This window comes from Phenylobacterium soli (assembly GCF_003254475.1).
Classification (GTDB): domain Bacteria; phylum Pseudomonadota; class Alphaproteobacteria; order Caulobacterales; family Caulobacteraceae; genus Phenylobacterium; species Phenylobacterium soli.
This window is the reverse complement of record NZ_QFYQ01000001.1, coordinates 2,761,056-2,774,151: the sequence shown is the minus strand read 5'-3', so window position 1 is coordinate 2,774,151 and position 13,096 is coordinate 2,761,056. Positions and strand designations below refer to the sequence as shown.

11 protein-coding genes are annotated in these 13,096 nt (G+C 69.5%); 8 read left to right on the top strand and 3 right to left on the bottom strand.

From position 1 onward, the window contains the following. Positions 1-8 precede the first annotated feature (8 nt). From rnc to DJ017_RS13745, 6 genes are all read left to right on the top strand, one after another. Positions 9-704: a ribonuclease III gene (gene rnc, locus DJ017_RS13770; RefSeq protein WP_111529253.1), complete on the top strand. Its 696-nt coding sequence runs from the start codon at positions 9-11 to the stop codon at positions 702-704. Then, a complete protein-coding gene (gene era, locus DJ017_RS13765; protein ID WP_111529252.1) occupies positions 701-1,633 on the top strand; it encodes a GTPase Era in 933 nt (310 codons plus the stop codon). The genes rnc and era overlap by 4 nt, the downstream gene beginning before the upstream one ends. Continuing rightward, positions 1,626-2,129 carry a nuclear transport factor 2 family protein gene (locus DJ017_RS13760; protein WP_111529251.1) on the top strand — a complete coding sequence of 168 codons (504 nt, stop codon included), beginning with the start codon at positions 1,626-1,628 and terminating at the stop codon, positions 2,127-2,129. Before era ends, DJ017_RS13760 begins: the two co-directional genes overlap by 8 nt. A 38-nt stretch (positions 2,130-2,167) precedes the next feature. Next, positions 2,168-2,899 carry a DNA repair protein RecO gene (recO, locus tag DJ017_RS13755; RefSeq protein ID WP_111529250.1) on the top strand — a complete coding sequence of 244 codons (732 nt, stop codon included), beginning with the start codon at positions 2,168-2,170 and terminating at the stop codon, positions 2,897-2,899. A 302-nt stretch (positions 2,900-3,201) separates the two neighbouring features. Beyond that, positions 3,202-5,451, top strand: coding sequence for a DNA topoisomerase IV subunit A (parC, locus tag DJ017_RS13750; protein ID WP_111529249.1), 2,250 nt, complete (start codon positions 3,202-3,204; stop codon positions 5,449-5,451). A 180-nt stretch (positions 5,452-5,631) separates the two neighbouring features. Then, complete coding sequence (locus DJ017_RS13745) at positions 5,632-6,084, top strand: hypothetical protein (protein WP_111529248.1); 453 nt, start codon at positions 5,632-5,634, stop codon at positions 6,082-6,084. Between the two features lie 182 nt (positions 6,085-6,266). On the opposite strand, the gene DJ017_RS13740 is transcribed toward DJ017_RS13745, so the two are convergent. Together DJ017_RS13740 and DJ017_RS13735 are read right to left on the bottom strand one after the other, a co-directional pair. Next, entirely contained in the window at positions 6,267-7,760 is a 1,494-nt protein-coding gene (locus DJ017_RS13740) for a hypothetical protein (RefSeq protein ID WP_111529247.1), read from the bottom strand. Positions 7,761-8,291: 531 nt separating this feature from the next. Then, positions 8,292-9,533, bottom strand: coding sequence for a pyridoxal phosphate-dependent aminotransferase (locus tag DJ017_RS13735; RefSeq protein ID WP_227000143.1), 1,242 nt, complete (start codon positions 9,531-9,533; stop codon positions 8,292-8,294). A gap of 206 nt (positions 9,534-9,739) precedes the next feature. Between DJ017_RS13735 and DJ017_RS13730 the strand changes: the two genes are divergently transcribed. After that, positions 9,740-10,882 (top strand): glycosyltransferase family 9 protein, encoded by a 1,143-nt coding sequence (locus DJ017_RS13730; RefSeq protein ID WP_133255457.1) that lies wholly within the window; start codon positions 9,740-9,742, stop codon positions 10,880-10,882. Beyond that, positions 10,879-11,412, top strand: a complete 534-nt coding sequence (locus tag DJ017_RS13725) for a hypothetical protein (protein WP_111529245.1) — start codon at positions 10,879-10,881, stop codon at positions 11,410-11,412. The genes DJ017_RS13730 and DJ017_RS13725 overlap by 4 nt, the downstream gene beginning before the upstream one ends. Positions 11,413-11,418: 6 nt before the next feature. On the opposite strand, the gene DJ017_RS13720 is transcribed toward DJ017_RS13725, so the two are convergent. After that, the gene (locus DJ017_RS13720; protein WP_111529244.1) at positions 11,419-13,035 is read right to left on the bottom strand and encodes an ATP-binding protein; all 1,617 of its coding nucleotides are present in this window, start codon (positions 13,033-13,035) and stop codon (positions 11,419-11,421) included. Between the last annotated feature and the right edge of the window lie 61 nt (positions 13,036-13,096).

Sequence of the window (13,096 nt, the reverse complement as noted above, 5' to 3'; positions counted from 1 at the left end):
GCCCGCTCATGAACGCGCGTGAAGCGGCGGTCGCGGAGCTCGAGCGGCGGATCGGCCATGAGTTCGCCGACCGGGACCTCCTGGAGCGGGCCCTGACCCACGCCAGCGTCGGCAAGGGCGCCCGCAAGGTGCGCGACAACGAGCGGCTGGAGTTCCTGGGCGACCGGGTGCTCAACCTGATCGTCGCCGAGCACATCGCCGAGGAGCTTCCCGAGGCCACCGAGGGCGAGCTCTCCAAGCTTATGGCCCGGCTGGTCAACTATCACGCCTGCGCCAAGGCGGCGCGCGAGGCCGGGCTCGCGGCGGCCCTGCGGGTCGACGCCAGCGCCACCCGCGTCGGCGCACGCGACAACGACCGGGTGCTGGGCGACGCCTGCGAGGCGCTGATCGCAGCCCTCTACCGCGACGCCGGCATCGAGGCCGCGCGCCGCTTCGTCATGAGCTTCTGGGGCGAGGCCTTCGCCGACCTCGAGGCGCCCGCCAAGGATCCCAAGACCATGCTCCAGGAATGGGCCATGGCGCGCGGCCTGCCGCTGCCGGACTACCGGCTGATGCGCCAGGAGGGGACCGCGCACGAGCCCAAGTTCACCATCGAGGTGCATCTGCCCGGCGTCGCGCCGCACCAGGGGACGGCCGGCTCCAAGCGCGAGGCCGAGAAGCTCGCCGCCCAGCGGATGCTCGACGCCCAGGAGTTGAAGACATGAGCCGCGCCGGTTTCGTCGCCATCATCGGCGCGCCCAACGCGGGCAAGTCGACCCTGACCAACCGCCTGGTCGGGGCCAAGGTCTCGATCGTCACCCAGAAGGTCCAGACCACGCGCTTCCCGGTGCGCGGCGTCGCCATCCAGGGCGAGGCCCAGATCGTGCTCGTCGACACCCCCGGCATCTTCCAGCCGCGCCGCCGGCTCGACCGGGCCATGGTCCGCGCCGCCTGGGGCGGGGCCGAGGAGGCCGACGTCATCGTCCACCTGGTGGACGCCGCCGCCGAGATCGCCGCCGGCGAACCGGGCGCCAAGGCCGCCGACCGCAAGTCGGCCGAGGACGTCGCCTCCATCGTCGAGGGGCTGAAGAAGGCCGGCAAGACCGCCGTCCTCGCCCTCAACAAGATCGACGAGGTCAAGCGCGAGAAGCTGCTCGAGCTGTCGAAGACCCTGTTCGACGCCGGCGTCTACTCCGACGTCTTCATGATCTCGGCCAAGACCGGCTCCGGCGTCGACGACCTCAAGGCCGCGCTCGCCCAGCGCATGCCGGAGAACCCCTGGTTCTATCCGGAGGAGCAGACCGCCGACCTGCCGGCCCGGCTGATGGCCGCCGAGATCACCCGCGAGAAGCTCTATCTGCGCCTGCACGAGGAGCTGCCCTACGCGGCCATGGTCGAGACCACCGGCTTCGAGGAGAAGAAGGACGGCTCGGTGCGCATCGAGCAGACCATCTACGTCCAGCGCGAGAGCCAGCGGCCGATCGTCCTCGGCCGCCAGGGCCAGACCCTGAAATGGATCGGCCAGAAGGCCCGCGAGGAGCTCACCGAGCTGTTCGGCCAGAAGGTGCACCTCTTCCTGCACGTGGCCGTCGACGAGACCTGGGCCGACAAGAAGGAGTTCTACGGCCACCTCGGGCTCGACTTCGATGTCTAGGGCCGCGCTCGGGATCGGGCTCGCGCTGCTGGCCACGCCCGCCCTGGCCGCGCCGCCAGCGAGGATCCCCGAGCCGATGGCGGTCTCGGGCGTGCTCGACGCCTTCCACGCCGCCGCCGCCCGCGCCGACGGCAAGGCCTACTTCGACCTCTTCACCCCCGACGCGGTGTTCATCGGCACCGACGCCGCCGAGCGCTGGGGGGTCGAGGCGTTCCGGGCCTACGCCGAGCCGATGTTCGCCAAGGGCCAGGGCTGGACCTATCGGCCGCGCTCGCGCCACGTGGTCATCGCCGACATCCCCTGCGGCTGCATCGCCTGGTTCGACGAGCTGCTCGATTCCGACAGCTACGGCACGACCCGCGGCACGGGCGTGCTCAGGAAGACCAGGGCCGGCTGGAAGATCGCCCAGTACGCCATGACCTTCCCGATCCCCAACGCCCTCGCCAAGGACATGACCGGCCAGATCAGGGCGTACGAGGCCAAGGCCAAGAACTAGGTCCGCCAAGCGCCCCGATCCGTGGTTCAATCGCCGTGATGGAATTCGAGGACGACGCCTTCGTGCTCGCCGCCCGCGCCCATGGCGAGACCGGCGCGGTGGTCGAGCTCCTGACCGAGCGCCACGGCAGGCACGCCGCCTTCGTGGCCGGCGGGGCGTCGAAGAAGATGCGCCCGTTCCTGCAGGCCGGCGCGCCGGTGCTGGTCCGCTACCGGGCCCGTACCTCCGACCAGCTCGGCGCGGCCCAGCTCGAGCCGGTGGGCGAGGGGCCCGCGGCCCTGTTCGACGAGCCCCTGGCGCTGGCCGGCCTCTCGGCCGCCGCCGCCGTCGCCGCCGGCGCCCTGCCGGAGCGCGAGCCGCATCCCGGCGCCTATCTCGCCTTCCAGGCGCTCAGCCAGGCGCTGACCGTGCCGGAGATCTGGCCGGCCGTCTTCGTGCGCTTCGAGGCGGGCCTCCTGCAGGAGCTGGGCTTCGGCCTCGACCTCTCCAAGTGCGCCGCCACCGGCTCCACCGACGACCTCGTCTACGTCAGCCCGCGCACCGGCCGGGCGGTCTCCAGGGCCGCCGGCGAGCCCTACAAGGACCGCCTGCTGACCCTGCCGCCGTTCCTGCTCTCGGCCCAGTCGCGCCTCGCCCCCGGCGACGTGGCGGCGGGCCTTGCGCTCACAGCCCACTTCCTCGAGGCCTTCATCTTCAACCCGCTCAACCGCCCCCTGCCGCCCGCCAGGCTCTGGCTCGTCGACCGCCTCGCCGACGCCGGGCGGCTGTAGAAAAGCACGAAAGGCGCTGCGCGCCAGGACCACGGAACACACGGAACACACGGAACAGCTTCCTGCGAGCGGCAGCGAGCGAGATCATCCCAGAGGGCCTGGGCAGAATCGCGCCTGCGGCGCAGCGCGCACGCCGTTCCGTCTGTTCCGTGTGTTCCGTGGTTCCCTACTTTCGTGCTTTTCGTGTCTTCCGTGGTCCGGCGCGCAGCGCCCGATCCGTGACATCCGTGGTTCCATCCACCACATCGCCCCCGCCGCGCCGGCCCTCTAGACTACCCCCTCAACGAGCCTGATTCCCGACCATGCCCCTCGACACGCCCCCGCCCGAAGGGTCCGAACCGGACCGCATCATCGACGAGCCGCTTTCCGAGGCGCTGTCGCGGCGCTACCTCGCCTATGCGCTCAGCGTCATCACCGACCGCGCCCTGCCGGACGTGCGCGATGGCCTCAAGCCCGTGCAGCGCCGCGTGCTCTACGCCATGCGCGAGATGCGCCTCAATCCCGAGGCCACCGCCCGCAAGTGCGCCAAGGTGGTCGGCGAGGTGATGGGCGGCTACCACCCGCACGGCGACCAGGCGATCTACGACACCCTCGTGCGCATGGCCCAGGACTTCGCCCAGCGCATCCCGCTGGTCGACGGCCAGGGCAACTTCGGCAACATCGACGGCGATAACGCCGCGGCCATGCGCTACACCGAGGCCAAGCTGACGGCCGCCGCCACGCTTCTCCTCGACGGCATCGACGAGGACGCGGTCGACTTCAAGCCGACCTACGACGGCTCCGACGACGAGCCCGTGGTCCTGCCGGCCGGCTTCCCCAACCTGCTGGCCAACGGCACCACCGGCATCGCGGTCGGCATGGCCACCTCGATCCCGCCGCACAACGCCGGCGAGCTGATCGACGCCTGCCTGCATCTGCTCGACCAGCGCGAAGCCACCACCGCCGAGCTGATGGCCCATGTGAAGGGCCCGGACTTCCCCACCGGCGGCGTCATCGTCGAGCCGGAGAAGTCGCTGCACGACATCTACGAGACCGGCCGCGGCGGGGTCCGCGTGCGCGCCAAGTGGGACAAGGAGGACCTCGGCAAGGGGACCTACCAGATCGTCATCACCGAGATCCCCTACCAGGTGAAGAAGGCCGACCTCGTCGAGGGCCTGGCCGAGCTGATCGAGCTCAAGAAGGCGCCGCTGCTGGGCGACGTGCGCGACGAGAGCGCCGAGGACGTGCGCCTCGTCCTCGAGCCCAAGAGCCGCAACGTCGAGCCCGAGGTGCTGATGGAGAGCCTCTTCAAGCTCTCCGACCTCGAGACCCGCTTCTCGGTCAACCTCAACGTCCTCGACGCCCGCGGCACGCCCGGGGTGATGAACCTCAAGCAGGTCCTCACCGCCTTCCTCGACCACCGCCGCGACGTCCTGGTCCGCCGGGCCCGCCACCGGCTGGAGAAGATCGAGGCCCGCCTCCACATCCTCGACGGCCTGATGATCGCCTACCTCAATCTCGACGAGGTGATCCGCATCGTCCGCTTCGAGGAGCACCCGAAGGACAAGCTGATCGAGACCTTCGCCCTCTCGGAGATCCAGGCCGACGCCATCCTCAACACCCGCCTGCGCCAGCTCGCCCGGCTCGAGGAGATGGAGATCCGCCGCGAGCACGCCGAGCTCAGCGAGGAGCGCGACGGCATCAACGCCATGCTCGCCTCCGACAAGGCCCAGTGGAAGCTGGTGGGGCAGGGGCTGAAGGACGTGAAGACCCAGCTCGGCGACCTCAACCGCCGCCGCTCGATCTTCGCCGAGGCGCCGCAGGTCGACGCCGAGGCCGCCATCGAGGCGATGATCGTGCGCGAGCCGATCACCGTCATCCTCTCCGAGCGCGGCTGGATCCGCGCCGCCAAGGGCCGGGTCGAGGACCCCTCCGAACTCAAGTTCAAGGAGGGCGACAAGCTCGGCTTCCTGGTCCCGGCCGAGACCACCGACAAGCTGCTGATCTTCGCCTCCGACGGCCGCTTCTTCACCATCGGCTGCGACAAGCTCCCCTCGGCGCGCGGCCACGGCGAGCCCCTGCGCCTGATGATCGACCTCGACGACAAGGTCGGCATCGTCGACGTCTTCGTCCACAGGCCCGGCGCCAAGCGCATCCTGGCCAGCAAGGAGGGCTACGGCTTCATCCTGCCGGAGGAGGAGGCGATCGCCTTCCGCCGCGCCGGCAAGCAGGTGCTGAACGGCAAGCAGGCGCTGATCTGCCTGCCGCTGGGCGGCCCCAATGGCGAGGCCGACCAGCTCGCCGTCGTCGGCGACAACGGCAAGATCCTCATCTTCCCCGTCGCCGAGCTCCCCGAGATGCCCCGCGGCAAGGGCGTGAAACTCCAGAGCTACCGCGAAGGCGGCTTGAAGGACGCCCTGGCCTTCAAGGCCGACGACGGCGCCGCCTGGACCACCGCCGACGGCCGCACCCGCCAGTGGCCCGAATGGCGCGAGTGGGCCGGCCGCCGCGCCGCCGCCGGCAAGCTCGCCCCCAAGGGCTTCCCGGCGACCAAACGCTTCCGCCCCAAATAACCCCACCGCCCCCGCGCCCTACCGCCCCCGCGCCAGCGGGGGAGGGGAACCACCCGCCGAGCGCAGCGAAGAGCGGGTGGTGGAGGGGGCGAGCCACCCCACCGCCCGCGCCGCCGCCCACACAGTGACGCTCCGCCCCGCTCGTGCGACAAGGTTCGCCGAACACCGAGGGGAGTCACCATGCGAAACACGTTCATCCAGGCCGCGCCGACGGCCGCCCTGGCCGCGGCCCTCACCGCCCTCGCCACGCCCGCCGCCGCCATGGGCGTGAAGATCCACAACGCCACGCCCGGCTGGGTCGAGGTCACCCTGACCGACAGCAAGTGCGTCCTGCCGAGCGCCTACGGCCCCATGGGGATGAACGCCGGCGCCACGATGCAGATCGAGTTCGACGTGCTGTCCGGCAGCTCCTGCATGGCCTACCACAGCCGCCTCACGCTCAAGATCGACGTCGGCGGCCCCCACGGCATCGTCGACACGGTGAAGGTCGGCGTCCAGAAGCCGTTCTCGCCCTTCACCTCCCTCGAAGTCCCCGCCCAGACGAAGGGCCCCAAGGGCCTGATCGTCCAGGGCTCCAGCGACTCGACCCTGGCCACCTTCGAGGTCGCATGTCCGGTGTGCAAGCTCGATTGAGCGCAGGCGCGTGGCGCACAGGCCCTACCTCCCCCGCGCCAGCGGGGGAGGGGGTGGTGGAGGGGGCAAGCAGGCCCTCGTTGGCGACGGCTGATAGTGCTCCGCCGAGCCGCGGAAACAGCGGCTCGTTAGGCTAGCCAAGTGCACACCTCTTTGATGTCGGCGAACGCCGGTCGCGCCTCTCACCACTCCCGTCTGAAGAGGTTTATGCGAATTGTATCCCCGAAGAAGCCCTTGCTCGATGAAGAGATAATCTCCCGGGCTTCCAGCCATTTCGCCAATTGATCATTCGCTTCGTTCATCTCTAGGACAGGGGTGTGGTAGCCTGTTGTGATTTCTGAAAACGGCGCGGGAAGCCGGCGAAGTATATCCCGAATAGCGCTGTCATCGAACAAACTGTTGAGCATATTAAGCAAGCTAATCTGCGCGCCGATGGGCGAAGAGTTCAAAACGATCGTGCGAGCAGCCGCTCCATCGAGCGTCAATTCGCCCACTCCCGTGCGCACTAGCACCTCGCCGACCGCCCGCGCGCGAGAAGGCTCGCTGGCGAGCGTCGCGAGATCCATAGATTGGATGATCGACAGCTTATGATTATCGTCTATGTTCGATCCCAGTAACTCTTCGCTGAATTCTTCATCCATGGAGAATTCGTCCTGTTCGGCAAGATAGAGGTCGATGTTCTTTGCCACGAACAGGACTTGCAGATCGCGATCAGAGGCAAGGATGTTCACGTTCTCAGCCGAGAACGTGATCTTCCGTTCCTCGACAAGGATCTGTAATTTACTCGCTTCGAGATTATCCGGAAATTTCTGGAATTGCTTCGGCAGAAGTTTGATGTAAGCCTGATATACATCGTCCTGAAGGCCGTCAGCCTCAATCAAGAATTTTCGTAAGCCGCGGGCGTCGTTGCCGTCCGGGATCGGATGCGTTGACAGCGCTGCAAGCGCAGGCCTCGTGTTCAGGTAGGCGGTCAAGCTCTCCGCGTCGAAGTGCTCGCTGCCGATGAAGGCCAGGCAGTTAGCCCAGGACGCTTCGATCTTGGCGAGTTGGAAGACGACTGGGTGGAGCCCCGTCGGCACTCCTTCAAGGGAAGGGAGGAGGGACGCTTGCTTTGCCAGGAAAGAGCTGAGAGTGCCCAGCTCGATCTTCTCGCGCGAAATCACAGCGAGGATTGCGGCCACGCTCTCCTGCGAGTTCGTGTCAAGCTTCAAGAGAACACCTTCGAGATATTCCTCGAAGTTTCGGTCAATCCTTGCAAGGAGCGCGGAGTTCGCCGTTTTCAGAACTGTCGTGTAATTTTGCGTGCGCAACAGTTCGGTCTCATCGAGACCCAATACGGTTTGAAAGATAAACTCTAAATTGCCAGGAGTAAGATTGTAGAGGCCCTGTTCAAAGAGAAAGCGGGCAGTCCCGGCGAAACCGCCGATCGAGGCCAAGTCTGCGATCTCTATCTTTAGGAGGGCCAACCTTGCGGGCTCTATGTCGACGCCAAGTCCGAGAATCGGGGCCAAGTTCGCAGAGACGAATTGCGAAAGGTCCGGATACTTAGCCGGCAGCGTTTCGAGTGTTCGCGGCGACAGGTGTGCGACGAGGTTCGTCACGTGCAGAAGTCTCTCGGGGCTGCGGAGCACGCTGGGAATGAAGCCGGTCCACGCTTCGAACAGTCGGGTCAGCAATGCGGGTATGTGAGAACCGCTAGTATAATATATTGCCACCAGCGGCGCCGACTTCGAGGACGCGGACCTCGGTCCGCTGATCGCGGCCCTGGCGGTGGAGATCGGCCTCGATCCGCCCCCGCCATCAGAGGCGCCGGCCAGGCCGGCCGCCGAGGTCCTCCCGTTCGGGGAGGGGAGCAATGTGGCGCCCGCCGAGGGCTGGCCCGTGAAAGCCTTTCCGTCCGACTCCTCGTGAGGGGAACCACGGATTTCACGGAATCCACGGATTTGGTGGCGCTTCGCGCCGGCCACGAACCACACGAACGACACGAACGGGGGCAAGGGCCCCGAGCGTCAGGGATGGCTGTCCCTGCGCGCCTTTGGCGCGCGAGTCGAAGAGAACCACGGAACGCACGGAACACACTGAAACGGCCGGGACGGCTGCGCCGCAGGCGCGATCGATTTCCGACGCGGCAGGACAAGATCGCTCGCTGCCGCTCGCAATGAGCCGTCCGTGCGTTCCGTGTGTTCCGTGGTCCGGCGCGCAGCGCCCTAGGACAGGAACGTCCGCCCGGCGCCCACGCCCTTCGGCGCCGGCGCGTCCGCCTTGGCCACAGTCGGCGGGGCGTCCATCACCTTCTTGAAGGCGGTCTTGAACCTGGCCATGTCCTCGGGCGTCCCCACCGAGACGCGCACCGCCTGCGGCCACACCGGCCAGACGCGGCCGATGTAGACCTTTTCCTTCTGCAGGCCGGCGATCACCGAATGGGCGTCGCGGCCGGTGTCGATCATGAAGCAGTTGGAGTGGCTCTCGCCGATCGGCTTGTAGCCATTGGCCTTCAGCCAGGCGAGGGTGTCGGTGCGGGTGTCGGCCAGCCACTTCTTGCGGCTCGGGATCAGCTCCGCATCGGCGATCGAGGCCCGCGCCGCCGCCAGGGCGGTGATCGGCATGGCGTTCTGGTAGTAGGGGACGAGCTTGGCCAGGAGGTCCGGCCGGCCGACGGCGACGCCGCAGCGGATGCCGGCCATGCCGTAGATCTTGGAGAAGGTGCGCAGGACGATCAGGTCCTTGCCCGCGGCCACCTGGTCGAACACCGTCTGCTCGTCGGAGAGGTGGATGTAGGCCTCGTCGACCAGCAGCACCGAGCCCTTCGGCTTGTTCTCCAGCGCCCAGAGGATCTCCTCGCGCGGGGTGATGGTGCCGGTCGGGTTGTTGGGGTTGCAGATGTAGATCAGCCCGGCGCTCGGGTCGGCCGCCACCATCGCCTTGACGTCGTGGGCGAAGGTCTTGGTCAGGGCCACCTTCCTGACCGGCGCGCCGGAGACCTCGGCCGCCGCCGCCGCGCTCTCGTAGGAGGGGTCGGCCGAGACGAGGCCCCGGGTCGGGCCGGTGAAGGCCAGCACCGTGTAGTGCAGCGGCTCGGAGGAGCCGGCGTAGACGGCGATGTTCTCGGGCTTCAGCCCGTGCATGGCGGCGTATTCCTTGACGAACAGGTCGCCTTCGCCGACCCGGTCGTAGCGGCCGCCCATCGGGGCGATCTGGGCGATGGCGTCGCAGGCCGCCTTGCAGGGGCCGAGCGGGTTCTCGTTGGCGTTGATGATCACCGCGTCGGGCGGCAGCACGCCCATCTGGCTGCGCAGCTTGGCGAAGGCCATGTCGGCCTCGCTCAGCACTGGCGCCGCGGCCGCCACCGCCGCGCCCATCAGGAACGCCCGGCGGCCGAAGCCGCCCCGCTTCTCGCCGGTCTGAGCTTCGGCCGTGGTCACGCTGTCTTGGAGGGTCTCTTCGCTCACGATCGCCTATCCCCTTATGTCCCCTGGGGCCGCGCCCCGGGCCTTGCTTCGTCGAGAGGCAAAGCTCGGCGCCGCCGCACGCCGCCCTCAAGCGCGCGCCGCCGGGGGAGGGGCGAAAGCCGCCGATCCGCCCGTCAGGCGGCGCCTTGGCCGGGCGGGCGCCTCGGCCTTGGGCGCCGGAGGGCCACGATGGTAAGGAGCGGGCCGTGACGCAGGCGCTCTTCCGTTCGGCCCTGGAGGCGCATCGGCGCGGCGACCTCGCCGCCGCCGTCGCCGGCTATCGCGAGGTGCTGGCCCGGGTCGACAGCGACAACGCCTGGGCCAACCTCGGCCTCGCGCTCTCGCACCTCGGCCGGGCCGAGGAGGCGGAGGCCGCCTTCGCCCGCGCCATCGCCCGCGCGCCGGCGACGCCCGAGCACCGCTACAACCTCGCCAACCACCTGCGCCGCACGGGCCGGCTCACGGAGGCGCTCGCCGAATACGCGGCGGCCCATTCGGCCAAGCCGGCCATCCCGGGCCTGGCCCGCAACTACGGCGACGCCCTGCTGGCGGCCGGCGACTTCGCCCGGGGCTGGGCGCTCTACGACGAACGGCCCGAGCGGCTGCAGAGCGAGGCGCGCAGGCTCGCCTTCCCCGAGTGGCGCGGTGAGCCCCTGGCCGGCAAGCGGCTCTTCGTCTGGACCGAGCAGGGCTATGGCGACCAGATCCTCGCCGCCCGCTTCCTTCCTCGCCTCGAGGCGGCGCAGACGACCCTCGTCACCGTGCCGGCGCTGGCCCGCCTGATCGCCGGGCTGTTCGCGGGACTCGGCGTCCGCGTCGTCCCCCGCGAGCCGCAGACCAGCGTCGCGCCGCACGACTACTGGACCCTGCCGCTCTCGATCCCGCGCTGGCGCGACGGCCCGCTCTGGACCGGCCCCTATCTGTCCGCTGAGCCGCGCACGCCAGGGCAGGGCGGTGTCGGCGTCGTCTGGCGCGGCAATGCGCTGCCCGATCCCGGCCGCTCGATCCCCGAGGAGCTTGGCCGCCGGCTGCTCGACCTGCCGGGCGCGGTCAGCCTGCATCCGGAGGACAGCGGCGCGGCCGACTTCGCCGACACCGCGGCGATCATCGCCGGCCTCGACGCCGTGGTCAGCATCGACACCTCGGTCGCCCACCTCGCCGGCGCCATGGGCAAGCCGGTCTTCGTGCTCCTCCAGGCCCAGGCGCAGGACTGGCGCTGGACCCAGCCCTGGTATCCGACCGCGACCCTCGTGCGCCAGCCGGCCCCCGGCGACTGGGCCGGCGCTCTGGCCGAGGTCGGCCGCCGTCTTGCGGGTGCGGCGGCGGCGCATGCTAGAGGGGCGCCATGAGCCGCCTCGACACCGACGTGATCATCAACGCCGCCATCCAGGTCCGCCGCGAAGGGCGGCCGGGCGAAGCGGAGATGCTGCTTCGCATGCGCATCGCCGAGGGCGCCATGGACCCGCGCCTGCAGTGGCAGCTGGCCCTGGCCCTGCTCGCCCTGCGCCGCTTCGGCGAGGCCTGGGAGCTGTTCGACACGCGCCTCGTCGTCTATCCGCCGCCGCCGCTGCCGTTCCCCGCCTGGGAGGGTCAGGATCCGGCCGGGCGGGCGATCCTCGTCGTCGGCGAGCCGGATCTCGCCGCCCAGACAGCCTTCCTGCCGCAGGTCAGCCGGCTCGCCGAGCGCGGCGCCGACGTCACCTTCCTCTGCGCGCCCGAGCTCGTGGAGACCGCCAAGGGGCGCGGCCTTCGGGCCCTGGCCATGGTCGGCACGGTTGAGTTCCCCGATCCGGACGGCTGGCTGATGCAGGGCTCGATCCCGGTCCGGCTTGGCGGCGACCCGGGGGAGGCGGTGTTCGCCTGGGCCCTCCAGGCCTGAGCCGGCTCAGGCGGGGTCGGCGGGGACGTGGGTCGGCAGGGTGAAGCAGAACGTCGCGCCGCCGCCGGGCGTCGCCTCGACCCACATCTTGCCGCCGTGGCCCTCGACGATCTTGCGGCAGATGGAAAGGCCCACGCCCATGCCGTCGGCCTTGGTGGTGACGAAGGGCTGGAACAGCTTCTCCTGCACCTGGCGGCTGAGGCCTGGTCCGGTGTCGGCGACCCGAACCTCGATCGCTGCGCCGGCGCGTCGCGCGGAGACGGAGACCTGCTTGCGCGGCGAATCCTCCATCGCCTCGAAGGCGTTGCGCATCAGGTTCAGCAGCACCTGCTGGATCTGCACCCGGTCGACGTCGACCTCGGGCAGGTCGCGGGTGGCGGCGATGCGCAGCTCCACGTCCCAGTGCCTGGGATTGACCCGGGCGATCTCGGCCGCCTCCGAGATCAGGTGCGTGATGTTCTCGGCCCCGTGCGTCGGCTCGCCCTTGCCGATGAAGCCGCGGATCCGCCGGATGATGTCGCCGGCCCGGGCGAACTGGGCCTCGGCCTTGGTGATGGCGTCGACCGCGCGCTCGATCGCCGGCGCGTCGCCGTTCAGCAGCCGCCGGGCGCCGGCCAGGTAGTTGGTCGCCGCCGACAGCGGCTGGTTCAGCTCGTGGGCGAAGGCCGAGCTCATCTGTCCGAGCTCGTTGAGCCTGGCGATGTGGGCCAGCTCCGACTGCATGGCCTCGATGCGGCCCTTGGCCTGCTTGCGATCGGTGATGTCGAGGCAGACCCCGACCATCTGCCGCGCGCCGGCGCTGAGCGCCCGGCCACCCAGCTCGACCCAGCGCATCTCGCCGTCGGGCCGGTGGACGCGGAACTCGATCATGATCTCGTCGCCGGTCTCGCTCGCCGCCTCGAAGGCGGCGCGCAGGCGCGGTCCGTCGGCGTGGTGGATCGCCTCGATCACCTGGGCGAGGGTCAGGGGCCCGTCCGGCGCATAGCCGAGGGTTTCCTTGATGAGCGGCGAGGCGACCAGCGTCTCGCGGTCGAAGTCGGCCTCCCAGGCGCCGAGCCGCCCGGCGGTCAGCGCCAGCTGCAGGCGCGCCTCGCTCTCGCGCAGGGTGTCGCGGGCCCGCACGGCGGTGACGGCGGCGGCCGTCGAGCGCGCCAGGGCTTCCAGCAGGGCCAGCTCGGACTCGCCAAACTCGCGGCAGACGCCCCAATAGGCGCCGATCGCCGCGAACGGCGCAGCGCCGCCCACGGGGGTCATCACCAGGCTCTTCACGAAGGTCGGCCGATAGGCCTCGTGCGGGATGCGCTCGTCCACGTAGATGTCGGGGATGACCGCGACCTTGCCGTTCAGCATGCACCAGCCGGAGATGCAGGCGGTGAGCGGGAACTTGCGGCCCTTCCACAGCGGACCGACGGCGTCCTCTTCCACGTAGTGGCACTGCTCGCCGTCCCGCAGCACGAAGGTGATCCCGTCGGCGCTGGAGATGGCGCGGGCCGTGCGGCGGACGACTTCGATGATGTCGGCCAGGGTGTCGGCGGCCGACAGGTGCTCCACCGCGGCGACCAGCTGCAGCCAGCGGTCCGTGGGACCTGCCAAGGTCACCGGGTCGGTCAGGGATTTCAGCACGCACCACCCCCGCGCGGCGTCGGAACCCACAACATAACCCCGTTCCGGCCCGATCCCAAGA